Here is a 24,699-nt window from a genome sequence, read left to right on the forward strand (position 1 = left end):
CCCGCCGAGGCTGGACCCGAATCCGTATCTGGCCCATCCTGAGGGAACGCCGGCGGCGATCGCCGGCCGTTGCAACAGCCCCCTCCACGTGATGGACAAGGATCGTCACCCGAGCAAGCGCGTCTCCCTTGCGGGAATGCATATCGACCGGACGTCGGCCGTACCGCTGCATTTGCAGATCGCGGCTCACATCCGGGATTGCATTCTGCGCGGCGTCGTTTCGGCGGGAACGCAATTCCTGGGCTCGCGCGAGATCGCGCGGGAATTGGGCTGCTCGCGCACAGTGGTGCTGACGGCGTGGGATCTGCTTTACGCGGAGGGTTATCTGGAATCGACGCCACGCGGCAGGGTCATGGTGGCGTCCGTCGCAACGTCGCATGCCGATGCGCCGTCGGTTGCGCCGCCCGGGGCTGCGCCCGCCCACACGTCGAAGCGCTGGCAATCACTGCTTGGCCTGGATTACGAGACCAATTGGCCGTCCGTGTTCGCACCCGGCGCGCCCGACATCTCGACGTTCCCCTTCAAGGAATGGTCGCGCCTGCTGCGCCAGACCTGGCAGAATCCGAGGGAGCACGAGTGCCTCGATCTTCCGCCCGAAGGCCATCCGCGGCTGCGGAGCGAGATCGCGAACTTTCTCGGCTCGGTGCGCGGGCTCGTCTGCTCGCCGGAAGAAGTCGTGATCACGTCGGGCACGTCGGGCGCGCTGGATTTTTGCAGCCGGATGATCCTCGATCCCGGCGATGAAGTCTGGGTCGAGGAGCCCGGCTTCGTCGAGGCCCGCTGGGCGCTGACGGCGGCCGGGGCCAAGCTCGTTCCCATTCCCGTCGATGACAAGGGGCTCGTCGTCTCGGAAGGAATCCGCCGCGCGCCGGGCGCGCGGCTGATCGTGGTCACGCCGTCGCATCAATATCCGCTCGGCGTCAGCATGGGCCTGGAGCGGCGCCTCGAGCTGCTCGACTGGGCCAACAGGAACGACGTCTGGGTGATCGAGGACGACTACAATTCGGAGTTCAGGCACCAGGACAGCATGATCGCCTCCTTGCGTTCGCTCGATCGCGAGGGACGGGTGATCTATTTCGGCACCTTCTCGAAGATCATGATGCCGAACCTGCGGCTCGGCTACATCGTCGCCAACAGGCATTTCATCGCAGGATTTTCCAAGGGGCGCGCGCGGATCGACGTGCACACCTCCGGCATCGGACAGCTCGCGCTCGCCGAGTTCATGCGGGAAGGGCATTTGCTGCGGCATCTGCGTGGGATGCGGCGGGTCTATGCGAGTAGGCGAAAGGCGCTGATCGAGGCGATTGCAGCGTGGATGCCGGATGACCTCGTCGTCTCCGCGGCGGTGACGGGATTGCATCTGGTGGCGGAGTTCACCGACGCGATGCGGGCGCGGATGAGCGACCGCGAGGCGGCCGCAAGCCTGAAGCAGGCCGGCATCCACGTGCAGCCTTTGTCGCAGAACTTTCTGGAGCAACCGACGCGACAGGGCCTGGTGTTCGGCTATGGGCGGCTGCGCGTCGAGGATGCCTCGCCGCTGCTCGCGAGAATCGCGGCTTGCACAGGCAGCGGCTCCCGCAACGCACCATCCGAGGCGGCGATATCCTCTCGTACTGTTCGTACAATAAAGAGAGGCTGAGCCGACCGCCATGCATAGCTCATAGGCAACCGGACATCCGGGGACGCCGATCGGTCGCCTGCAAATTAGACAGGCGATTTGGCTTGCGCGGATTGCAGTGCAACGAACATCGCGATTTACGCGGAGAAATCCGTGGTGCGCTGCACTTTTTCCGCGAGGGATGGTCCGCGCTCGCGTGCCGCCAGCGCGGGCAGCGCTGCACCAAAACGTGCAGCAGGTGGCGCGGCGCGCGGCCCACGTCGCGCACTGGTCTAGCGGTTTGCGACAACTCTGGCCCTAGCCTGCACCCATCGCTCTGTCGCACGCTCGCTCATGGTGGCATGACAGGGGATGCATGATGAGCGCTCTCGGTTTGGCATTGGACGTTGGGATGAACGGGAAGGACCTGGCGTCCGGTCCGGGCGTCATCCGTAGCTGACTGTGCAGATGAGCTCCTCCGACAATCACTGGGAGGTCGGCACCGATATCGGTGGCACCTTCACCGACATCATCGCGATCCGGCGCGACTCTGCCGAGGCGCGGATCGCGAAGGTGCCGTCGCGCCCCGATGCGCCCGTCCAGGCGATGCTGGAGGCGATCGAGGCGGTGGGCCTGCGCAAGAGCGAGGTCAAGCGCTTCGTCCACGGCACCACGCGCGTCACCAACGCCATCGTCGAGGGCCGGTTGCCGAAGGTGGCGCTGGTGGCGACCGAAGGCTTTGCCGATGTGCTGGAGATCGCGCGCTATCGCCGCCGCGATCTCTATCGGCTCGATATTCCCCCGAAATCACCGCCTTTGGTGCCGCCTGAACGATGCTTTGGGCTCGCCGAGCGCCTCGATCACGAGGGCCGTGTGCTGAAGGCGCTGGATGAAGCGGAGATCGAGCGTCTGGTGGCGTGGCTGAAACAGACCGGCGTGCAGAGCGTCGCCGTCGCCTTGCTTCACGCCTACGCCAATCCCATTCACGAAAAGATGCTTGGCGAGCGGCTGAGGGATGTCGTGGCCCATGTGTCGCTCTCGCACGAGATCAACCCCGAGGCGCGCGAATACGAGCGGACGTCGGCGACCGTCTTCAACGCGGCGGCGATGCCGATCGCGGTGGAATATCTCAGCGAGCTGGAGCAGCGGCTGCCGATCGGTCCCGGTCTGCAGGTGTTTCACTCCGCCGGCGCCATGATCCCGATTTCCGCGGTGAAGCGGCGGCCGCTGGTGATGGCGATGTCGGGGCCGGCCGCCGGCGTCTCGGCGTCCGTCAGCATCGCGCGCCAGCTCGGCACTTCGCGCATGCTGACCTTCGACATGGGCGGCACCACGACCGACGTGTGCCTGATCGTCGACGGCCAGGCCGAGATGACCGATGGCCGCATGCTCGGCGACAAGCCGCTGCGCCAGCCGATGCTGGCGGTTCATTCCATCGGCGCGGGCGGCGGATCGATCGTGCGCAACGGTCCGGGTGGCCTCACGGTCGGGCCAGAGAGCGCCGGCTCCGAACCGGGCCCGGCCTGCTACAGCCGCGGCGGCCTTGAGCCGACCATTACCGATGCCAATGCCGTGCTCGGCTATCTCAATCCCGAGACCAAGCTCGGTGACCGCATCGGGATCGATATCGAAAGCGCCAAGCGCGTCATCGAGCCGATCGCGCGCGCCCTCGGACTCAGCCTGACGGAAACAGCGCTCGGCATCATCAAGGTCGCCAACGCGACCATGGCCCGCGCGCTCCGCCGCGTCACGGTCGAACGCGGCATCGACGGACGCGACTGCACGCTGCTCGCCTTCGGTGGTGGCGGCCCGATGCATGCCGCGGGCCTTGCCGATCTCTACGGGATCGCGCAGGTGGTTGTCCCGAGCGCGTCGAGTGCGTTCTCCGCGCTGGGCTGTCTCACCGCCGATTTCAGCTTTCTCCAGCAGCAGACGCTGCGCGCGGCCCTCGATGGCATCGACCTTGTGCGCGTATCGGAGCGGATCGGAACGTTGATTGACGATGCCTCGGCGCCGCTGATTGCCAACGGCGTTGCGAAGGCGGAGATCCAGGTCGAGCTGGTGGCCTTGATGCGCTACGCCGCGCAGAACGACGCCATCCCGGTATCCTTCACGCTGCCGCTCGACGTCGCCAAGCTGAAGACGGATTTTCTGACGCGGCATCACGAGCTGTTCGGCTATGCGACCGGCGAGCCCTGCGTCATCGAATCCGTACGGGTGCAGGCCCGCCGCCCGTCGACGACCGTCGTCAGCCGGCCGGCGACGGCAGCAAGGGCGGTGTCGTCGGGCCAGCGGACCTGCTCGTTCGACGGATTCCACGACATCGCGACAGCGATCATCGACCGTACCGCGCTGACCGACATCGTCAGCGGCCCGGCCATTATCGAAGATGCGTGGTCCACGGTGGTCGTGCCGCCGGGCTGGCAGGCGAAGCCTGACGTCGCGGGCAATCTCTTCCTGACGCGGAGGGCGGCATGAAGCTCGATCCGTTCGTCGTCGAGGTCATCCGGCACGGGCTTTCGGCGGCGGCCGAGGAGATGAGCCTGGTGATGACGCGCTCGGCGCGCTCGCCGCTGCTGCGTGAGGCCGGTGACCTCTCGTCCGCGATCACCGACGGCCACGGCGGCCTGGTCGGGCAGGGCCGCGACATCCCGATCCATCTCGGCGCGATGGCCTACACCATCCCCGAGCTCCTTAAGGTGATGCCGCGCGAAAACCTGAACGACGGCGACGTCGTGATCTACAATGTCGGCGCGCTCGGCGGCAACCACCTCAACGACGTCAAGGTCGTGCGGCCCGTCTTCGTCGAGGGCGAGATCGTGGCCTTTGCCGTCAGCCTCGCGCACTGGCCCGACATCGGCGGCACCTGGCCCGGCAGCTATTTTGCCAAGGCGATCGATACCTTCCAGGAGGCGATGCGGATTCCGCCGGTGCTGATCGCAACCTCAGCCGGCGTCAACACGCCGATCGTGCAACTGCTCAAGGCCAACGTTCGCGATGCCGAGTCCTGCGAGGGCGATCTCCTCGCCCAGATCGCCGCGACCAAGGCCGGCGAGAAACGCATCGTCGAGCTCTGCCGCGAGCACGGCAAGGCTGTCTTCATGGCGACCCAGTCGCGTCTGCACGATCTCTCCGAAATCGAGATGCGGGAAGCCCTTCGCGCGCTGCCGGACGGCGTTTATGAAGGCGAAGACTATCTCGACGACGGCAGCGCGAACAACGCGCCGGCGCGCATTCACGTCAAGATCACCATCCGCGGCGACGAGGCGATCTTCGATCTCTCCGGAAGCTGCGACCGCGTCTCGAATTTCTGCAACACGACGCCGTTCATGGCGCGTTCGGCCGTTGCCTACGCCGCGCGCATCATGAGCGGGCGCGACATGAACCAGAACGCAGGCGCGCTGCGGCCTCTGACCATCATCACGCGCCCGGGCTCGATCCTGGAGCCGGGTTGGACCGCGTCGGTGGCTGCTGGCAACCACGAGACCTCGATGCGCATCGTCGACGCGATTTTTCGCGCGATGCAGGACACCATTCCCGAGCGGCTGTCCGCGGGCGGCGCGACCACTGCCGGGGTTCTGTTCTTTGCTGAGCCGCGGCCGAACGGTTCCTGGAAGATGCTCTACGAGGTTCATGGCGGCGGCGAAGGCGCACGTCACGATCGGGCCGGCACCTCCGCGACGCGCGTGCATCTCTCCAACACCTCGAACACGCCGGTCGAGGTGATCGAGGCCAACTATGCGATCCGGCTCGAGCAGCAGGCCATTCGGCGGCAATCCGGTGGCGCCGGGGCGCATCGCGGCGGTGACGGCTCCGTCCGCACCTATCGCATCCTCGCGCCCTCGATGCACCTGACCACCTGCATCGAACGCATGGTGATGGCGCCCTGGGGCATGCAGGGCGGCTATCCCGGCAAGGCCTGCCGCATCTCGCTGGTCAGGCAGGGCACGAACGTCGCCATCGACGGCAAGTCGAACCTGGTGTTGCAGCAAGACGATCTCGTCACGATCGAGATGTGCGGCGGCGGCGGCTACGGCGCCGCGGCTGCCAGTTGAGGGGACCTGCGATGAGCAGATTGTTGCGAACCGGACTGAATGCGGGCGAGGCCGCGCCGATGGCCGTGGTCGGCGGCGAGGGCGTCTACTTTCACCTGTCTGATGGCCGCAAGCTGATCGACGGCAGCAACACCGGCGGCGGCCTCGGGCATCGTCACCCCGCGATGGTCGAGGCGATCCGCCGTGCGGCCGATACGCCTGTCGTCAACGAGGGCTGGACCTGGGTCGGCCGCGAGCAGGCCGCCGACGACCTGATGGCCACGGCGTTCAAAGGCGAAGAGGATTGGGTCGGCGCGGTGCGCTTCTGCATCAGCGGCAGCGAGGCCAACGACATGGCGCTGTCGCTCTGCCAGGCGCTGACGCAGCGTTCCGCGCTGGCGACGCGCGAGCGCGCCTATCACGGCATCACCGGGCTGTCGCGCAGCATGACGGTGCAGCCGCAATGGCACGGCGGTCTCGCGGTCCACTCCGGCGGCTCGAAGCTGCCGGCACCGATGGCGCCGGTTCGGATCCTGCCGGCGCCGGATGGCGCGATCTATGGCGGACCGGTCACCAATACGCCGCCCAGCGAATATCTTGCGGACGCCACGCGCCTGCTCTCGGACACGGCGGCGACCATCATCGACTACACGCAAGGCGGCATCTATTACGACGGCGCCTATCAGGACGAGGTCGCACGCTGCGCGCGGCAGGCCGGCTCGTACTGGATCGCCGACGAGGTCGTCACCGGCGCAGGCCGTGCGGGCCGGTGGTTCGCCTTCCAGGGCGCGCAGAGCCGGCCCGACATCGTGACTCTCGGCAAGTCGCTCGGCGGTGGCGCGGCGGCGGTGGCAGCGGTCGTGGTGTCCAGAGAGATCGTCGAGCGGCTCAGGGGCACGAGCTGGCAGAACTACGGCACGCTGCGCGGTCATCCCATCAGCATGGCCGCCGTCAGCGCCTACCTGAAGGTCGTCACTGACGAGAAGATTCTGGAGCACGTGCAGAATCTGGAGAAGCTGTTCACCCGCCGTCTGCTTGCGATCGCGCGGAAGCATCCGAGCGTGCAGCGCGTGGCGGGGCAGGGGCTGCACTGGACGGTGGAACTGCACGGTCCGGATTGGCGCACCTGGCATGCCGACACGACCGAGGTGCCGATCGCCTCGCGTGTGGCTGAACGGGCGCTGGAGGCCGGAGCGGTGATCGGGACCAGCGGCGAGCAGACTTCGCTGTTCCTGGCGCCGCCGCTCGTGATCTCCGAGCGCGAAGCCACGCTGTTGTTGGATGCCCTCGACCACGGCCTCGATATCGCCGACAAGGAGCACGGGTGACCGCGGACCACGCAGCACCTCGTCGTTCGCCGGCCTGGCCGGCGGATGAGCCCTGGCATCTGGCGATGCCGGAGGGGACGCTGTACGACGCGCTGGTGCGGGCCGCGAATGATCGGCCGCCGCATCCGGCCACGGTGTTTTACGGCGCGAGCCTGGGCTACGCCGAGCTGCGCGACCGGGTCGATGCGATGGCCGGCTTCCTGCAGGGCGTCTGCGGCATCAAGCGCGGCGACCGCGTGATGATCGCGCTGCAGAACTCGCCGCAATATGTCATCGCCTACTATGCGGTGATGCGGGCGGACGCCGTGATCGTGCCCGTTAATCCCATGAACAAGACCGCCGAGATCGCGTATCTCGCCGCCGACAGCGGCGCCAGGGTCGCGATCGTCGGCAGCGAGCTCAGCGATGTGTTTGCGCCGCTGGTCGGCGATGCCATCGCGCATGCGGTCGTCGCTCAGTATCGCGACGAGGTGCCTAGCGCGACGCCCTATGCGCTGCCATCCTGCGTGACCGAAGCGCCGTCGGAGGTGCCGTCGTCGCCGGGCTGGCATTCCTGGTCGCCCGCAATCGCGCAAGGCTTGCAGCCGGGTGCGATGGAGGCTGGGCCGGACGATCTCATGATCCTGCCCTATACGTCCGGGACCACGGGGAAGCCCAAGGCCTGCATGCACACCCATCGCAGCGCGCTGTTCACCGCCGTGTTGCAGGCGCGCTGGTACGGGCTCGACGGCAGCGACGTGATGACCGGCTTTATGCCGCTGTTCCATGTCGCGGGCATGCAGGGCTCGATGAATGCCGCCACCGTCAGCGGCGCAACGCTGCTGCTGATGGCGCGCTGGGACAAAGACCTGCTGCCCGATCTGTTCGAGACCTATGGCGTGACGTTCTGGAACGCGGCGCCGACCATGATCGTAGACGTGCTCGCAAGCGCCAGCTTCCGCGACCAATGCTTTGCCAAGCTTAAGGTGCTGACCGGCGGCGGTGCGGCGATGCCGAGCGCGGTCGCTGAGCGGCTCAAGGGGCGCTTCGGCCTCGATTTCGTCGAGGGCTACGGCATGACCGAGACGATGTCGCCGACCCACATCAACCCGATGGCGGCGCCGAAGCGTCGGTGTCTCGGCATCGCCGTGCAGGAGACCGATGCGCGGGTGGTCGATCCTGAGAGCCTGATCGAGCTTGACGACAATGTCGTCGGCGAGATCGTCGTGCATGGGCCGCAGGTGCTGCAGGGTTACTGGAACAGGTCGCAAGCGGATGCCGAAGCCTTCATCGAACGCGACGGCAAGCGGTTCCTGCGCACGGGCGATCTCGGTTATCGCGATGCCGAAGGCTATTTCTTTGCCGTCGACCGCCTGAAGCGGATGATCAATGTCAGCGGCTTCAAGGTGTGGCCGGCCGAGGTTGAGGCGGCGATGTACCAGAACCGGGCGATCCGAGAATGCTGCATCATTTCAGCGCCGGATGATTATCGCGGCGAGACCGTCAAGGCGCTGGTGGTGCTCGATGACGCCGCGCGCGCGACGATTTCGGCGGACGATATCGTCGGCTGGGCGCGCGGCGCGATGGCGAGCTACAAGGCGCCGCGCGCCGTGGTCTTCGTCGACGCCTTGCCGCGCACCGCGAGCAACAAGATCAACTGGCGGCTCTTGCAGGACGCCGAATGGGGGCGGACGGCATGAAAACTGCTAGGCTGGAAAAACGGCGCGAGGCTGCGATATGCTGCGTGCGCCGACACGCCCCTGAAGCTGCGATCGCCAGCCTCGCCAAGAAATTTGCCAAGAAACTAGCTAAGAAACTCAAGAAATCAGGAACTCGCTGATGCGCATCGTCAATGTCGCCGCCGCCCAGATGGGCCCGATCCAGAAAGCCGACAGCCGCGAGGCCGTGGTCAAGCGCATGATCGCGCTGATGGACGAGGCCAAAAGCAAGGGCGCCGATCTGATCGTCTATCCCGAGCTGGCGCTGACGACGTTCTTCCCGCGCTGGTACGTCGAGGACCGCGCCGAGTTCGACATCTGGTTCGAGCGCGAGATGCCGAACGCGGCGACCAGGCCGCTGTTCGAGCGCGCGGCGCAGCACGGGATGGCGATGAATTTCGGCTATGCCGAGCTGACGCCGGACGGCCACCACTTCAACACCGCGATCCTCACGGATAAATCCGGCAAGATCGTCGGCAAATACCGCAAGGTCCATCTGCCGGGCCATGTCGAATATGACACCAAGCGTTCGCACCAGCACTTGGAGAAGCGTTATTTCGAGCCGGGCGATCTCGGCTTCAAGGTCTGGCGCGAGCTCGGCGGCATCATCGGCATGGCGATCTGCAACGATCGTCGCTGGCCCGAGACCTATCGCGTCATGGGCCTGCAGGGCGTCGAGATGGTTCTGATCGGCTATAACACGCCGTCCGTGAATGCCGAGAAGAGCGAGGAGGGCGTCGAGAAGCGCCTGTTTCACAACCGCCTCTCGGTGCAGGCGGGCGCCTATCAGAACGCGACCTGGGTGGTTGCGGTCGCCAAGGCCGGCAATGAGGACGGCCATCCGCTGTTCGGCGGCAGCCTGATCGTCGATCCCAATGGGGAAATCGTCGCGGAAGCCAAGACTGATGACGACGAGGTTCTGGTTCACGCCTGCGACCTCGATGCCACGACCTTCGGCAAGACCACGATTTTCGATTTCGCCCGGCATCGCCGCATCGAGCATTACGGCCTGATCACCAGCCAGACCGGCGCGGTGCCGCCGCCGGAGAAGTGACGCCGATGGCGGACAAAGGCATATCACTGCGTGAACTGGATCCGCGCGATCGCTACAAGCTGCTCTGCGGCGTGGTGGTGCCGCGGCCGATCGCGCTGGTGACGACGCTGGACGAGAACGGCGCGGTCAATGCCGCGCCGTTCAGCTTCTTCAACGTGTTCTCCGAAACCCCCGCGCTGATCGTGCTCGGGCTTCAGCACAAGCCGGATCACTCGCCGAAGGACACCACCCGCAACATCCATCGCGACGGCGAGTTCGTGGTGCACATGGTGGACGAGGCGCTGTCGGTGGCGATGAACGACTGCGCTGTCGATTTCCCCTCCGGGGACAGCGAGGTCGCCGCGACGGGCCTGGCGACGCTTCCCTCGGTCGACGTGAAAGTGCCGCGCCTCGCCGCTGCGCCCTTCGCACTGGAATGCCGGCGCCATGTCGTGCTGAACTTCTCGCCGGACCGCGAGCTCCTGATCGGCGAAGTGCTCAGGGTGCATGCCCGCGAGGGCCTCGTCGACGCCGCCAACATGTACGTCGATCTCGACGCTTACAAGCCGATCGGCCGCATGTTCGGCAATCTCTACACCACGCAGCGGGATACGTTCGCTTTGACGCGCGAGAGCCATGCGCAATGGCTCGCGCGTCAGGAAACCAAAGAGCTGAAGGACGCCTAGTGAGCCGAGAACTGCACCGTACCCAGCGCCATGGTGACGGCCGCCTGTGTCGGGTCGATCACGGGAATGCGCAGCGCGTCCTCCAGCGGGCGGCGGTGGCGCGCCATGCCGGCGCAGCCCATCACGATAGCGCGGGCGCCGTCCTCGTCGCGCAACGCGCGGCCGATCTCGATCATTTTGGCGAGCGTGCCTTCGCCCGAGGCGGTTTCGGCGACGCTCATGTTCAGCGGCCGCTCGCCGGCGAGGCGATCGGTCAGTCCCATCTGCCTGAGATAGCGCATGTGACGCGGGATCGAGCGCTGGGCAATCGCGATGACGCCAAACGTTTCTGCGCGGGCCAGCGCCGTCAGCACGCCGCACTCGGCAATGCCGAACACCGGCCGGTCGGTGCCTTCACGGCAGACCTGCAGCCCGGGATCGCTGTAGCAGGCGATGACGAAGGCGGCAAAACTGTTGTCGCTTTCGACCAGCTTTCGCAGCGGCATCGCAACGCTGTCGACGTCGGCCTGGCTTTCGATGCCGAACGGACCTTCGGCGAGCGACTGGCAGATGATCTCCGGCCCGCCCGCGAAACCGAGCGGCTTCAACGCATCCTCCAGCCCTTGCGTGACTTTTTGGTTGGAGTTCGGGTTGATGACGAGAATGCGCGGCCGGGACATCATGCTCTTCCTGCGAAATTACGAGTACGTGCCTTGAGCCTATCACGGAGTGCCTCATGACTGAACCCGCTTACGACCTGATCATCCGCGGTGGCCGCGTCGCCACCACCACCGACGTCTTCGAGGCCGACGTCGCCATAACAGGCGAGACCATCGCGGCCATCGGTATGGGCCTTCCGGCGGCAAAGCGCGAGATCGACGCGCGCGGCAAGCTGGTGCTGCCCGGCGGCGTCGACAGCCACGCCCATATCGAGCAGCTGTCGGCTGCCGGCATCATGAACGCCGATACTTTCGAGAGCGCGACGGTCTCCGCCGCGTTCGGCGGCACCACCACGGTGATCCCGTTCGCCGCCCAGCATGTCGGCATGAAGCTGCCGCAGGTGGTGGAAGACTACCACGCGCTCGCCAAGAAGGGCGCGGTGATCGACTACGCCTTTCACATGATCATTGCTGACGCGACCAAGGAGACGGTCGAGGAGCACATCCCGGCGCTGGTGAAGCAGGGCCACGCCTCGATCAAGATCTTCATGACCTATGACCGGCTCAAGGTCGACGACGAGCCCTTGCTCGACATTCTTCTGGCCGCGCGCCAGTCCGGCGCGATGCTGTGCGCCCATGCCGAGAACCACGGCATCATCGCCTGGATGGTGAAGCGCCTGCTTGCGCGCGGCTACACGATGCCGAAATACCATGCCGTCAGCCACGCCCGTGTCTCGGAGGCGGAAGCCTTCACGCGGCTGATCGGCATGGCGGCGCTGATCGACCAGCCCATCATGATCTTCCATGTCTCGACCGCCGAAGGCGCCAAGGTGATCCGCGACTCCCGCGGGCAGGGGTTGAAGGTGTTTGCGGAGACCTGCCCGCAGTATCTGTTCCTGACTGCCAATGATCTCGACAAGCCCGGCCCCGAAGGCGCCAAGTGGATGTGCAGCCCGCCGCCGCGCACGCATGCCGACCAGGAGGCGCTGTGGCAGGCGCTGTCGCTCGGCGATCTCCAGACCATCTCGTCGGATCACGCCCCGTATCGCTATGACGAGACCGGCAAGCTGCGCGCCGGCCCGAACCCGAACTTCAAGCAGGTCGCCAACGGCCTGCCGGGGCTGGAGCTGCGGCTGCCGCTGCTGTTCGACGCGATGGTGTCGAAGGGGCGCTTGGGCCTCGAAAAATTCGTCGAGCTGACCGCGACGGCGCCCGCAAAAATCTACAATCTGCATCCGCGCAAGGGCTCGATCGCGGTCGGGGCCGACGCGGATATCGCGATCTGGGATCCCAACCGCGAGACCGTGATCGCCGACGAGATGATGCACGATCTCGCCGGCTACACGCCGTTCGCGGGCCGCAAGCTGAAGGGCTGGCCGGTGTCGGTGCTCTCGCGCGGCCGCGTCATCGTCGACGGCAACAAGTGTCTCGCCAGCGCCGGCAGCGGTAAATTCCTGGCGCGCAGCGGCGGCGAGGCGGCAAAGCCCACCGGCCGGCTCGTGGCCGACATGGATCCGGAGCGGAATTTCGGGGCAAAACTGCTGTGATGGTGGATCGCGCGCGATGAAGATCGTCATCTTCGGCGGCACCGGCTTTGTCGGCCTCAATCTCGCCGAGGTGCTGCTCGCGCGCGGCCACGAGGTGACGCTGCATGATCGTTCCCCGCTGCCGCCACCCGCGCAGCGATCTCTTGCTAACTACGGCGCACGGCTGAAAGCCGTGCAAGGCGATATCACCGACGCAGACACCATCGACGCCCTTATCGCGAAGGGCTGCGATGCGATCGTGCTCGGCGCCGCGGTCACCGCCGGCGATGACCTCGAACGGGCATCGCCCGCGCGCGTTCTCGAGATCAACGTGATGGCGCAGATCCCGATCCTGCAAGCCGCGATCCGCCATGGTGTTCGCCGCGTCGTCAATCTCTCCTCGGCATCGGCTTACGGCGCATCGGGCGCGCGGTTCGAGGTCCTGGACGAGGACACGCCCTGCGATCCCGTCTCGTTCTACGCCATCAGCAAGTTCACCTCGGAACGATCGGTGGCACGGCTCGCCGAGCTTTTTGGCGGTGATTTCCTGAGCGTCCGCTTAAGTGCCGTTTTCGGTCCGTGGGAGCGGCCCGGCTCGGTGCGCGATACGCCCAGCCTCCAGTTCCAGATCCTTGCAGCGTTCGCCCGCGGCGAGCCGGCTCTTCTCCCTGCGCCGGGCATCAAGGATTGGACCTACGCGCCCGACGCCGCCGAAGCGGTGGCGGTGCTGATCGAGGCCGAGCGGCCGCGCCATCGGCTCTACAACATCTCCAGCGGTGTGGCCTGGTCGGCGCTGCAATGGGGCGAGGCGTTTGCGGCCCTGCATCCCGGGCTGGAGTGCCGGCTCGCGTCTCCCGGAGAGAAGACTGTCATCAAGCTCCACGGCGGCGACCGTGCGCCGATGTCCGTCGCGCGGATGGCCGACGAGTTCGGCTGGCGTGCCCGGTTCGGCTGCGCGGAGTCGGCCGCCGCGATGAGCGCCTGGTGGATGCAGCACAAGGAAGGGATCTGACATGCGGCTGCAGGGGCGAACGGCCATCATCACCGGAGCGGGCTCGGGCATCGGCCGGGCCAGTGCAAAGCTGTTCGCGGCTGAGGGCGCGCGCCTCGCTCTGGTCGATCGCGATGCCGCGGGGCTTCAGGACACGCTGAGCCTCGTGAGCGAGGCAACGACGCATGTCGGCGACGTCGGTGATGTCGCCTTCGCCGAGACCGTCGTCGGCGAGGTCATCGCACAATACGGCCGACTTGATATCCTCATGACCGCGGCCGGCTTCTCCTGCGGCGGCACGGTGCTGACCACGAGCGTGGAGGACTGGGACGCGGTGTTCCGCGCCAATGTCGGCGGCACCTGGCTGTGGGCACGGGCCGCCGTGCCGCACATGCAGCGGCAGAACAGCGGCTCGATCATCACGCTGGCGTCGCAGCTCGCGATGGCCGGCGGCAAGGGCAACAGCGCCTATATCGCCGCCAAGGGCGCGATCGTCAGCCTGACGCGGACGATGGCGGTGGATTTCGCCACCGACGGCATTCGCGTCAACGCGATTGCGCCGGGCGCGATCGACACGCCGATGCTTCGCCGCAGCTTTGCCCGCCACGCCAATCCGGACGAGGTGCGCGAAGCCTCCCGCAACCGCCACGCCATGAAGCGGTTCGGCGCGGCGGAAGAGATCGCGCAGACCGCGCTGCATCTGGCCAGCGATGCGTCGTCCTTCACGACCGGCACCGTGATGGTGGTCGATGGAGGCTGGCTCGCGGCATGAGTGAGGCGCTGACAGACCTCGAAGCGGACGTCCGCGCCGATCTTGCGATGATCGCGCATCCCGGCGCCGCGTGGCTCGAAGCGAAAACGGGCCCCGACGGCAAGCCCGCGCTGGACGTGCTCATCATCGGCGCGGGCCAGTCCGGCATCGCCATCGGCTTCGGCCTGATGCGCTCCCGCGTCGGCAACATCCTGCTGCTCGACAAGGCCGAGGAGGGGAAGGAGGGCCCGTGGCTCACCTATGCCCGCATGCCGACGCTGCGCAGCCCGAAGGACTACACCGGCCCGGACCTCGATATCCCCAGCCTGACCTACCAGTCCTGGCACGAAGCCCGCTTCGGACAGGAGAGCTGGCAACAGCTCGGCCTGATCGAGCGCGAGCATTGGGCCGAGTACCTGCTCTGGCTGCGGCGCACAGTTGGATTGCCGGTGCGCAATGGCTGCGAGCTTGTTGAGATTACGCCGGCGGCCGATGGCCTGCTCGCCGCGCGCGTGAAACGTGCGGGTGCGTTCGAGATGCTCCATGCGCGGAAAATCGTGCTGGCGACGGGGCAGGAGGGCATGGGCGACTGGATGATCCCGGAGCAGCTGGCGCATCTGCCGGCGAGCTTGATCGCGACCGTCGCCGACGACATCGATTTCGAAAGCCTTCGCGGCAAACGCGTCGCCGTGATCGGCGCCGGCGCATCTGCCTTCGACAATGCGGCGACCGCGCTGGAGGCGGGGGCCGCCGAGGTGCACCTGCTGTGCCGCCGCGCGCAGATCCAGGTGATCCAGCCGTACCGCTGGCTGACGTTTCGCGGCTTCCTGCGTCATCTCAGCGACCTCGATGATGCCTGGCGCTGGCGCTTCATGCGAAAAATCCTCGAAATGCGCGAGGGCTTTCCGCAACCGACCTACGATCGCTGCGCGCGTCACGCCAATTTCACATTGCACGAGAGTGCGCCGGTCGAAGCCGCGCGCGAGACCGGTAGGGGCGTCGCATTGCAGACGCCGCGCGGCACGATCACGGCGGATTTCGTCATCTGCGGCACCGGTATCGACATGGACTTCGCCGGCCGCGGCGAGCTCTCCAATTTCGCCGGCAACATCGCGACCTGGGCGGACCGTTACCAGCCGCCGGAAAACGAGCGCAACGAACGGCTCGGCCGCTTTCCTTATCTTGCCGACGACTATGCCTTCACCGAGCGCGTGCCGGGCAAGACGCCCTGGATCTCCGACATCCATCTCTTCGCCATCGCCTCCACCATGAGCTTTGGTCCGTCGGGATCATCGATCAATGCGATGACGACCGCCGTTCCGAAGCTGGTCCACGGCCTGACGCGCGGCCTGTTCCGGGCCGATATCGCGCGTCATTGGGCCTCGCTCGGCGCCTATGACGTGCCGCAGGCCGTGGTCGCGCGGCCGGCGCGAAAGACGGAGGAATCGCTGTGATCATCCATGCGCCGCCGCGACGATGCGTACCCAAAAACGCCTCATGAGACTGGCGCGCAACTTGCTTCTTTCTTAACCTGCCTTGCTGGCGTTCTTGTTCGAAATTCAGGGAAAAACCAATGCGTTTTGTGTCTTTCAGGCCGGCGACCTCAGTGCTCGCTACCGCTGCGCTGTTGCTCATCGCCACCGCGCCGTCGCAGGCGCAAACCAGGGCGGAGACATTGCGCTATGTGACCGGCGCATCCGTCAACACGCTCGATCCCAACATCCCCGGCTCGACCCGCGAGTCCTTCGCATTGAGCATGAGCACCTATGACCGCCTGGTCGCGTTCGGCCGCAAGCAGCTCAACGGCAAATGGGTGTTCGATCTCGACACGATCACGGGCGAGCTCGCCGAATCCTACGATGTCAGCCCGGACGGCTTGAAGCTCACCTTCCGTCTGCGCAAGGACGCAAAATTCCAGGACGGCTCGCCCGTCACCGCCGAGGACGTCAAATGGTCGCTCGATCGCTGCGTCACCGCGCCGATCCTCGGCAAGGCGCAATTGCTGACGGGATCGTTGACGTCGGCCGATCAGTTCAAGGTGATCGATCCGCTCACGATCGAGGTGACGCTGCCAAAACCTGACAAGCTTGCGCTGCCCAATCTTGCCACCGTCTACCCGATGATCATCAACTCGAAAGTGGCGAAAGAGCACGCGACCACCGACGATCCCTGGGCCACCGCCTGGCTGAAGGAGCACACCGCCGGCAGCGGCGCCTATGTGGTGGAGACCTTCAAGCCCGGCGAGCAGGTCATCCTCAAGCGCGACGAGGCGTGGAATCGCGGCTCCGCCAACAAGCCGGCCTTCTTCAAGCGCGTGATCGTGCAGTCGGTGCCGGAGCCCGCGACCCGCGCCAACCTCGTCGAGCGCGGCGATGCCGATCTCGTGCTCGATCTCCAGGCCAGCGACGTGCAGTCGCTGGAGGGCAAGGGCAAGCTCAAGGTGATCTCGACGCCGCAATACAATGCGATCACCTTCGTCTCGATGAACAACCAGATCCCGCCCTTCGACAACGTCAATGTCCGCCGCGCTATCGCCTTTGCGCTGCCCTATGATGACATGTTCAAGGCCGCTCTGTTCGGCCGCGGCTCACCGCTGTTCGGCGCGAGCTGGGCGGACGGCAAGCCGGCGAACGGCATCTACCCGTTCCAGCAGCCGGTGAAGCTCGACCTCGACAAGGCCAGGGAATATCTGAAGGCCGCCGGCCTGCCCGAGGGCTTCTCGACCACCTTCAGCTTCAATGTCGGCCAGGCCTCGACCGCCGAGCCGATGGCGGCTCTCGTGAAGGAATCGCTCGGCAAGATCGGGATCAAGGTCGACATCCAGAAGCTGCCGGACGCGCAGATGTCGACGCAGATCAACGAGAAGAAGCTGCCGTTCTACACCGAAGGCATCGTCGCCTGGCTGCCGTCGACCGATTATTTCTACCGCAACTTCTACACCGGCAATCAGCGCTGGAACTACTCTTCGATCAACAACCCGGACCTTGCCGCGATCGCGCAGGAAGCCCGCTTCGAGCCTGATAAAGCCAAGTATGAGGAGGCGGGCCGCAAGCTCAACGCGATGCACTTTGATCTGATGCCGCAGGTCATGCTGTGGCAGCCGAACCAGGACGCCGTCATGGCGCCGTCGATCGAAGGCTACACCTACGAGTTCCATCGCCAGGTCGACTATCGCGACGTCAGCCGCAAGTGATATCGGGAAACGAGGGAGGCTCTGGAAGGTGACGACCGGTCTTGGCGCAACGATGGTGCGGGCGGGCAGGCGGCTGCTGTCGTCGCTGCCGGCGCTGTTTGGCGTGCTGGTGTTCACCTTTCTGCTGATGCGCGTTCTGCCCGGCGACCCCGCGGTGTTCTTCGCCTCGGGGCCCAATGCGGGCAAGGAGGAGATCGAGCTGATCCGCAAGCAGATGGGGCTCGACAAATCGGTGCCGGAGCAGCTCGTGTTCTATCTCTCCGACATCGGCCACGGCAATCTCGGCCGCTCCATGATGACCGGGCAGCCGGTGCTGAAGGATCTGCGCGAGCGGCTGCCGGCCTCGCTCGAGCTCACCTTCACCGCGCTGCTGATCGCGCTGATCGCGGCGGTGCCGCTCGGCGTCATCGCGGCGCTGCGGCCAGGGTCGGTCGTCGATCACGGCGTGCGGCTGTTCTGCGCGCTCGGCGTCTGCGTGCCGACCTTCGTCTCCGGCCTGCTCTTGATCTATGTCTTCTACTATCTGCTTGGACTCGCGCCTGATCCCACGGGGCGGATCGACGTCTTCACCTCGCTGCCGCCGCAGCGCACCGGCTTTCTCTCCATCGATTTCCTGCTTGCCGGCGACTTCGAGGGCTGGTGGGCAGCCTGCAAGCAGTTGATCCTTCCGGCGGTGAGCATGGCGCTGTTCGTGATCGCGCCGCTGGCGCGGATCACGCGCGCCTCGATGCTGGTGTCGCTGGGCAGCGATTTCGTGCGCACCGCGCGCTCGGTCGGATTGTCCTGGCGCAAGGTGGTCGTCACCTATGCGCTCCGGAACGCGATCCTGCCCGTCATCACCATCGCCGGCATCGTGTTCTCGACCATGCTGGGCGCCAATGTGCTGGTGGAGAAGGTGTTCTCCTGGCCGGGCGTTGCTTCCTACGCGCTCGATGCGCTGCTGTCGTCCGACTACGCGCCGGTGCAGGGCTTCGTGCTGCTGATGGCGAGCCTGTTCGTGCTGGTCAATCTCGTGGTCGATATCTGCTATGGCATCGCCGATCCCAGGGTGTCGATCGAATGACCAGCGCAACCCTCCGCCACTCGGTCTGGATCCTGCGCGGTAATCCGCTCACGGCGGTGGCCGCGGCCGGGGTGACGCTGTTCGTCCTCGTCGCGATCTTCGGGCCCTGGATCGTGCCTTATGATCCCGTGGTCTCCAACGTGTCGGAGGCGCTGCAGCCGCCGAGTGCGGCGCATCTCGCCGGCACTGACCAGCTCGGGCGCGACGTGTTCAGCCGCCTCATTATTGCGGCACGACTCGATCTTACCATTGCGGTGTCCGCGGTCGGCATCTCCTTCGTGATCGGCGCCGTGGTCGGTTCGTTCTGCGGCTATGCCGGTGGCAAGCTCGATCGGGCGGTCGGCCGCTTCGTCGACGTGATGATGGCCTTTCCGTTGTTCGTGCTGGCGATGGCGATGGTCGCGGCGCTCGGTAACCGGATCGAGAACATCGTGATCGCGACCGCGATCATCAATCTGCCCTTCTACATCCGCTTCGCGCGCGCCGAGGTGAACGTCCGGCGCAATGTCGGCTGGGTCGAGGCCGCGCGCGCCTGCGGCGAGAGCCATTTTTCGGTGGTGCTGCGTTTCCTGCTGCCGAACATCCTGCCGGCGATGGCGGTGCAGATCTCGCTCAATCTCGGCTGGGCCATTCTCAATGCCGCGGGCCTGTCCTTCATCGGCCTCGGCGTCAAGCCGCCGACGCCGGAATGGGGCATCATGGTCGCGGAAGGCGCGCGCTTCATCTCGACCGGGCGGTGGTGGCTGGTGGCCTTTCCAGGCCTCGCCTTGATGATGGCCGTGCTGTGCTTCAATCTCCTCGGGGACGGGATGCGGGATATTCTCGATCCGCGCATGCGCACATGAGCGAAGAGCTGCTCAGGATCGAGGACCTGCAAGTCTCGTTCTCGACGCGGCGTGGCATGGTCGAGGCTGTGCGCGGCGTGACGCTCTCGGTCGGGAAGGGCGAGATGCTCGGCCTCGTCGGCGAGAGCGGCTCGGGCAAGTCGGTGACCGGCTTTGCGACGACCCGGCTGCTCGATGCCGCCGGGCGCGTGACCGGCGGAAGAATCCTGTTTCGCGGGCAGGACGTGACGAAGCTCCGGGGCGATGACCTCCGTCACCTCCAGGGCGCCGCGATGTCGATGATCTTCCAGAATCCGCGCGCGGCGCTGAACCCCATTCGCGCGATCGGTCTGCAGATCGCGGATGCGATCCTCACCCACAAGCGGATCTCCAAGGACGCCGCGCGCGCCGAGGCGCTGGACCTGCTGCGCGCGGTTCAGATCCGCGATCCCGAGGCGCGGATGAATGCCTATCCGCACGAGCTCTCCGGCGGCATGTGCCAGCGCGTTATGATCGCGATCGCGATCTCCTGCAATCCCGCGCTCCTGATTGCGGACGAGCCGACCACCGGCCTCGACGTCACGACCCAGAAGGTGGTGATGGATCTGCTTGCGGACATTGCCGCCGCGCGCGGCATGGCGACGATCCTGATCACGCACGACCTCGGGCTCGCCGCACGCTATTGCCGCCGCATCGCGGTGATGGAGCGCGGCCGCATCGTCGAGGAGGCGAGCCCCAGGACGCTCTTCAGCACACCGCAGCATGCCTATACGAGGCGCCTCGTCGCGGCATCGCCGACTGCCACCTCCCGGATCGAGGATCTCGTGACGGAGGAGGAGCGGGAGCGTTACGCGACTGTCGTCAGCAAGCCCCGGCAGGAGCCCGCACACGGGACGCCGCCGCTGCTGGAAGTGCGCAAGCTCGCAAAACGTTTCGACCAGGGCTCTGCTGCGGTTGCCGACTTCTCGATGACGATGGCCGGCGGCGAGAGTGTCGGGCTCGTCGGCGAGTCCGGCTCCGGCAAGAGCACGACGTCGCGCATGATCTGCCGCCTGATCGATCCGAGCGAAGGCGACATCGTGTTCGACGGGCAGTCGATCGGTCATGTCGCCTCGCGCGATTTCCATCGCTCGCGCTTTCGTAAAGACATCCAGATGGTCTTTCAGGACCCGAACGAGAGCCTCAACCCGCGCTACACGGCCTTCGACTGCATCGCCCATCCCCTGATGCGGCTCGACGGCATGTGCGTTGGCGATGCGTTGCGCAAGCGGGTGGAAGAATGCGCCGAACGGGTCGGGTTGCCGCTCGATCTGCTGCCGCGTTTTCCGCACCAGCTCTCCGGCGGCCAGAAGGCGCGCGTCGGCATTGCCCGCGCCATCGCCTGCCGGCCGCGGCTGCTCGTGCTGGACGAGCCGACCGCTGCGCTCGACGTCTCGGTGCAGGCGGTTGTGCTGCAACTGCTCGATCGCCTCAGGCGCGAGAATGACATCGCGCTGCTGTTCGTCAGCCACGATCTCAACGTGGTGCGCATGCTGTGCGACCGCACCATCGTGCTGCGCAATGGTGGCATCGTGGAGCAGGGGGAGAGCCGGGCGCTATTCGATAATCCGAAGACCGACTACACCCGCAAGCTGGTCGAGGCGATCCCGCATATCGAGACCGGCGCGGCACTGGCGGCTGCTCTTTAAGGCCTTGCAAGTCAACGTGGGCCAGCCAAAAAGTCGATGAGATCCCGCTGGCGGGGGCCCATTTACTGGCATACCATTTGCTTGCAAATGGGCTCGGTTTCACTTGCCCTTGGCCAATGAACAGCTGGCATCGCGGCATTACTGGGAGGACTTCATGGATCGCAGGACGGTATTGAAGGGACTGGCTGGCGCGGGCGGACTGGCATTGACGGGTGGCCTTTCGGCCCCGGCGATCGCCCAGGGCGCGGCGGCCCGCACCCTGCGATTCGTGCCGCAGGCCAATCTCGCCAATTTCGACCCGATCTGGGGCACGCAGTACGTCGTGCGCAACGCGGCCGCGATGGTCTGGGACACGCTCTACGGCATCGACTCCTCGTTCCAGCCGCAGCGGCAGATGGTCGAATCCGAGGAAGTGACGGACGACGGCACGACCTGGACGTTCAAGCTGCGCCCGGGCCTCAAATTCCACGACGGCGCGCCGGTGCTGAGCAAGGACGTCGTCGCAAGCCTCACCCGCTGGTCGGCGCGCGATCCGATGGGCCTGATGATCAAGGCGCTCCAGCAGGAGTTGACGGCCGTTGACGACCGCACCTTCAAATGGGTGCTGAAGCAGCCTTTCCCGAAAATGCTCTACGCGCTGGGCAAGAACAATTCGCCATGCGCCTTCATCATGCCCGAGCGCATCGCGCAGACCGATCCGTTCAAGCAGATTTCCGAATATGTCGGCTCCGGTCCGCTGAAGTTCGCCAAGAGCGAGTGGGTCCCCGGCGCCAAGGCCGTGTTCGAGAAATTCGCGGACTATTCACCGCGGCAGGAGAAGCCGTCGTGGCTCGCCGGCGGCAAGCAGGTGATGGTCGACCGCGTCGAGTGGGTGATCATGCCGGATCCGGCCACAGCGGCGGCCGCGCTGCAGAACGGCGAGATCGACTGGTGGGAGAATCCGATCGCGGATCTCGTTCCTGTTCTGAAGAAGAACAAGAACATCAGCGTCGATATCGGCGATCCCCTCGGCAATGTCGGCTCGTTCCGCATGAACTTCCTCTATCCGCCCTTCAACGACGTCAAGGCGCGGCGTGCGGTGCTGATGGCTCTCAGCCAGGAAGACTACATGCGCGCGATCGTCGGCGACGACAATTCGCTGTGGAAGCCGCTGCCCGGCTACTTCACGCCGGATACGCCGCTCTACACCGAAGTGGGTGGCGAGATTCTGAAGGGCAAGCGCGATCTGGACGCCGCCAAGAAGCTGCTCGCCGAGAGCGGCTATTCCGGCCAGCCGGTGACGTGTCTCGTCGCGCAGGACCAGCCGATCACCAAGGCGATGGGCGACGTGACCGCCGACCTCCTCAAGAAGCTCGGCATGAATGTCGACTTCGTCGCGACCGATTGGGGCACGGTCGGCTCCCGCCGCGCGCAGAAGACACCGCCCGGACAGGGCGGCTGGAACATGTTCCACACCTGGCACGCGGGCGCGGATTGCGTCAATCCGGCTCCCTACACCGCCATTCGCGCCAATGGCGACAAGGCCTGGTTCGGCTGGCCGACCAGCGCAGGCACCGAAAAGGAGGTCGCGTCGTGGTTCGAGGCCAAGAACCTCGACGAGGAGAAGGCCGCCATCGGCCGTCTCAACAAGGCGGCGATCGATGACGTCGTCTACGCTCCGACCGGCTTCTTCCTGAGCTACACCGCGTGGCGCAAGAACGTCTCCGGCGTGACCAAGGGACCGTTGCCCTTGTTCTGGGGCGTGTCGAAGTCTGCATGATCGTGCGTTGAGGCCAGATGCTCTCTTACATCCTCCGTCGCATCGTCGCGACCTTGCCGGTCATGGCAATCGTCGCGCTGTTCGTGTTCAGCCTGCTTTACATTGCGCCGGGTGATCCGGCCGTGGTGATTGCGGGCGATCAGGCAAGCCCGGAGGATGTGGAGCGCATCCGCCAGAGCCTGGGGCTGGACCGGCCCTTCCTGGTCCAGTTCGGAAGCTGGGTCTGGCGCATCCTGCATGGCGATCTCGGCACCTCGATCTTCACCAACCTGCCGGTCTCGGCGATGATCGGGCAGCGTCTCGGACCGACGCTGTCGCTGATGATCGTCACGCTGCTGCTCACGATCGTGGTGGCGGTGCCGCTCGGCGTGGTGGCGGCCTGGAAGGCCGGCAGCCTGATCGACCGCGTCATCATGGGCTTTGCCGTGTTCGGCTTCTCACTGCCCGTCTTCGTGGTCGGCTACATGCTCGCCTACGTCTTCGCGCTCGAGCTCGAATGGCTTCCGGTGCAGGGCTATACGCCGCTCACACAAGGCCTCTGGCCGTGGCTGGAGAACCTGATCCTGCCGGCGATCGCGCTCGGCTGCGTCTACATCGCGCTGGTCGCGCGCATCACCCGCGCCGCCATGCTCGAAGTTCTGCAGCAGGACTATATCCGCACCGCCAAGGCCAAGGGCCTCGGGCAGGGCGGCATCCTGTTCATTCATGCGCTGAAGAACGCTGCGGTGCCGATCGTGACCGTGATCGGGATCGGCATTGCGCTGCTGATCGGCGGCGCGGTCGTCACCGAAAGCGTGTTCGCGATTCCCGGCCTCGGCCGGCTCACGATCGATGCGATCCTGCGCCGCGACTATCCGGTCATCCAGGGCATCGTGCTGCTGTTCAGCTTCGTCTACGTCCTCGTCAATCTGATGATCGACGTCACCTATACGCTCGTTGACCCGAGGATCCGCTATTGACCGACATCACCGTCAACCCGCAATCGCTTCCGGCCGGCCTCGTCCTTGCGCCGCAACTGCCGGAGATCCTCCGGCCGGTCAAGATCCGGCGCGGCTTCATCGGAATGCTGCGCGGCCATCCGACGGTCGCGATCGGCGGCGCGCTGCTGCTGACCCTCGTGCTGATCGCGATCTTCGCGCCCTATCTCGGCACCGTCGATCCGACCGCCCTTGCGCCCGCCAAGCGGACGCGGGCGCCGTCGGCCGATTTCTGGTTCGGCACCGACGTGCTCGGCCGCGACATCTATTCGCGCGTGCTCTTTGGCGCGCGGGTCTCGCTCACGGTCGGCCTGTCGGTCGCGATCTTCGCATCCGCAGCGGGACTTGCGATCGGCATGATCTCGGGTTTCATCCGCTGGGCCGACGGCATCCTGATGCGCTTCATGGACGGCCTGATGTCGATCCCGCCGATCCTGCTCGCCATCGCGCTGATGGCCTTGACGCGCGGCAGCGTCGGCAACGTCATCCTGGCGATCACCATCGCCGAGATCCCGCGCGTCTCGCGCCTCGTGCGCAGCGTCGTGCTGTCGCTGCGCGAGCAGCCCTATGTCGACGCGGCGGTGGCCTGCGGCACGCGCACGCCGATGATCATCCTGCGCCACATCCTGCCCAACACGGTTGCGCCGATGCTGGTGCAGGCGACCTATATCTGCGCCAGCGCCATGATCACCGAGGCGATCCTGTCCTTCATCGGCGCGGGCACGCCGCCCACCATTCCGTCCTGGGGTAACATCATGGCCGAAGGCCGCGCGCTGTGGCAGGTCAAGCCCTACATCGTATTCTTCCCGGCGGCGTTCCTGTCCGTCACCGTGCTCGCCGTGAACCTGCTCGGCGACGGCCTTCGCGATGCGCTCGATCCGCGCATGGCCAAGAGCCTGTGATAGTGCGGGGCT

The 24,699-nt window shown here is 65.9% G+C and carries 20 protein-coding genes; 19 read left to right on the forward strand and 1 reads right to left on the reverse strand.

From position 1 onward, the window contains the following. Window positions 1-91 precede the first annotated feature (91 nt). The 8 genes from pdxR to IQ16_RS07295 all read left to right on the forward strand — a co-directional run bounded on the left by pdxR (window position 92) and on the right by IQ16_RS07295 (window position 10,375). Entirely contained in the window at window positions 92-1,639 is a 1,548-nt protein-coding gene (gene pdxR / locus IQ16_RS07265) for a MocR-like pyridoxine biosynthesis transcription factor PdxR (protein WP_018647574.1), read from the forward strand. A 426-nt stretch (window positions 1,640-2,065) separates the two neighbouring features. Beyond that, on the forward strand, window positions 2,066-4,075 hold the full coding sequence (locus tag IQ16_RS07270; protein WP_018647573.1) for a hydantoinase/oxoprolinase family protein: 2,010 nt from the start codon (window positions 2,066-2,068) through the stop codon (window positions 4,073-4,075). Beyond that, window positions 4,072-5,652: a hydantoinase B/oxoprolinase family protein gene (locus IQ16_RS07275; RefSeq protein WP_018647572.1), complete on the forward strand. Its 1,581-nt coding sequence runs from the start codon at window positions 4,072-4,074 to the stop codon at window positions 5,650-5,652. The genes IQ16_RS07270 and IQ16_RS07275 overlap by 4 nt, the downstream gene beginning before the upstream one ends. 11 nt (window positions 5,653-5,663) lie before the next feature. Beyond that, window positions 5,664-6,959 (forward strand): aminotransferase class III-fold pyridoxal phosphate-dependent enzyme, encoded by a 1,296-nt coding sequence (locus IQ16_RS07280; RefSeq protein WP_026312735.1) that lies wholly within the window; start codon window positions 5,664-5,666, stop codon window positions 6,957-6,959. Next, window positions 6,956-8,638 carry a long-chain-fatty-acid--CoA ligase gene (locus tag IQ16_RS07285; protein ID WP_018647570.1) on the forward strand — a complete coding sequence of 561 codons (1,683 nt, stop codon included), beginning with the start codon at window positions 6,956-6,958 and terminating at the stop codon, window positions 8,636-8,638. Before IQ16_RS07280 ends, IQ16_RS07285 begins: the two co-directional genes overlap by 4 nt. Beyond that, window positions 8,635-8,778 (forward strand): hypothetical protein, encoded by a 144-nt coding sequence (locus IQ16_RS45055; protein WP_158646915.1) that lies wholly within the window; start codon window positions 8,635-8,637, stop codon window positions 8,776-8,778. Before IQ16_RS07285 ends, IQ16_RS45055 begins: the two co-directional genes overlap by 4 nt. After that, a complete protein-coding gene (locus IQ16_RS07290; RefSeq protein ID WP_018647569.1) occupies window positions 8,778-9,710 on the forward strand; it encodes an N-carbamoyl-D-amino-acid hydrolase in 933 nt (310 codons plus the stop codon). Before IQ16_RS45055 ends, IQ16_RS07290 begins: the two co-directional genes overlap by 1 nt. Window positions 9,711-9,715: 5 nt before the next feature. Continuing rightward, window positions 9,716-10,375 carry a flavin reductase family protein gene (locus tag IQ16_RS07295; protein WP_208751627.1) on the forward strand — a complete coding sequence of 220 codons (660 nt, stop codon included), beginning with the start codon at window positions 9,716-9,718 and terminating at the stop codon, window positions 10,373-10,375. On the opposite strand, the gene IQ16_RS07300 is transcribed toward IQ16_RS07295, so the two are convergent. Beyond that, on the reverse strand, window positions 10,372-11,034 hold the full coding sequence (locus tag IQ16_RS07300; RefSeq protein WP_026312734.1) for an aspartate/glutamate racemase family protein: 663 nt from the start codon (window positions 11,032-11,034) through the stop codon (window positions 10,372-10,374). The genes IQ16_RS07295 and IQ16_RS07300 overlap by 4 nt on opposite strands. A 56-nt stretch (window positions 11,035-11,090) precedes the next feature. On the opposite strand from IQ16_RS07300, the gene hydA reads away from it, so the two are divergent. From hydA to IQ16_RS07355, 11 genes are all read left to right on the forward strand, one after another. Continuing rightward, window positions 11,091-12,560, forward strand: coding sequence for a dihydropyrimidinase (hydA, locus tag IQ16_RS07305; protein ID WP_018647566.1), 1,470 nt, complete (start codon window positions 11,091-11,093; stop codon window positions 12,558-12,560). Window positions 12,561-12,576: 16 nt separating this feature from the next. After that, window positions 12,577-13,551, forward strand: a complete 975-nt coding sequence (locus IQ16_RS07310) for an NAD-dependent epimerase/dehydratase family protein (RefSeq protein WP_018647565.1) — start codon at window positions 12,577-12,579, stop codon at window positions 13,549-13,551. A 1-nt stretch (window position 13,552) separates the two neighbouring features. After that, entirely contained in the window at window positions 13,553-14,302 is a 750-nt protein-coding gene (locus IQ16_RS07315) for an SDR family oxidoreductase (protein ID WP_018647564.1), read from the forward strand. After that, the gene (locus IQ16_RS07320; protein WP_018647563.1) at window positions 14,299-15,735 is read left to right on the forward strand and encodes an NAD(P)-binding domain-containing protein; all 1,437 of its coding nucleotides are present in this window, start codon (window positions 14,299-14,301) and stop codon (window positions 15,733-15,735) included. The genes IQ16_RS07315 and IQ16_RS07320 overlap by 4 nt, the downstream gene beginning before the upstream one ends. Window positions 15,736-15,854: 119 nt before the next feature. Further along, the gene (locus IQ16_RS07325) at window positions 15,855-17,474 is read left to right on the forward strand and encodes an ABC transporter substrate-binding protein (RefSeq protein ID WP_018647562.1); all 1,620 of its coding nucleotides are present in this window, start codon (window positions 15,855-15,857) and stop codon (window positions 17,472-17,474) included. Between the two features lie 28 nt (window positions 17,475-17,502). After that, window positions 17,503-18,537: an ABC transporter permease gene (locus IQ16_RS07330; protein ID WP_018647561.1), complete on the forward strand. Its 1,035-nt coding sequence runs from the start codon at window positions 17,503-17,505 to the stop codon at window positions 18,535-18,537. Further along, a complete protein-coding gene (locus tag IQ16_RS07335; protein WP_018647560.1) occupies window positions 18,534-19,382 on the forward strand; it encodes an ABC transporter permease in 849 nt (282 codons plus the stop codon). Before IQ16_RS07330 ends, IQ16_RS07335 begins: the two co-directional genes overlap by 4 nt. After that, window positions 19,379-21,049, forward strand: coding sequence for a nickel ABC transporter ATP-binding protein NikE (gene nikE, locus IQ16_RS07340; RefSeq protein WP_145831327.1), 1,671 nt, complete (start codon window positions 19,379-19,381; stop codon window positions 21,047-21,049). The genes IQ16_RS07335 and nikE overlap by 4 nt, the downstream gene beginning before the upstream one ends. A gap of 154 nt (window positions 21,050-21,203) precedes the next feature. Next, window positions 21,204-22,808: an ABC transporter substrate-binding protein gene (locus IQ16_RS07345; RefSeq protein WP_026312733.1), complete on the forward strand. Its 1,605-nt coding sequence runs from the start codon at window positions 21,204-21,206 to the stop codon at window positions 22,806-22,808. Between the two features lie 17 nt (window positions 22,809-22,825). Beyond that, window positions 22,826-23,767, forward strand: coding sequence for an ABC transporter permease (locus IQ16_RS07350; protein WP_018647557.1), 942 nt, complete (start codon window positions 22,826-22,828; stop codon window positions 23,765-23,767). Next, a complete protein-coding gene (locus tag IQ16_RS07355) occupies window positions 23,764-24,687 on the forward strand; it encodes an ABC transporter permease (protein ID WP_018647556.1) in 924 nt (307 codons plus the stop codon). The genes IQ16_RS07350 and IQ16_RS07355 overlap by 4 nt, the downstream gene beginning before the upstream one ends. Window positions 24,688-24,699: the final 12 nt, after the last annotated feature.

The organism is Bradyrhizobium huanghuaihaiense (genome assembly GCF_007830635.1).
Lineage (GTDB): Bacteria > Pseudomonadota > Alphaproteobacteria > Rhizobiales > Xanthobacteraceae > Bradyrhizobium > Bradyrhizobium huanghuaihaiense.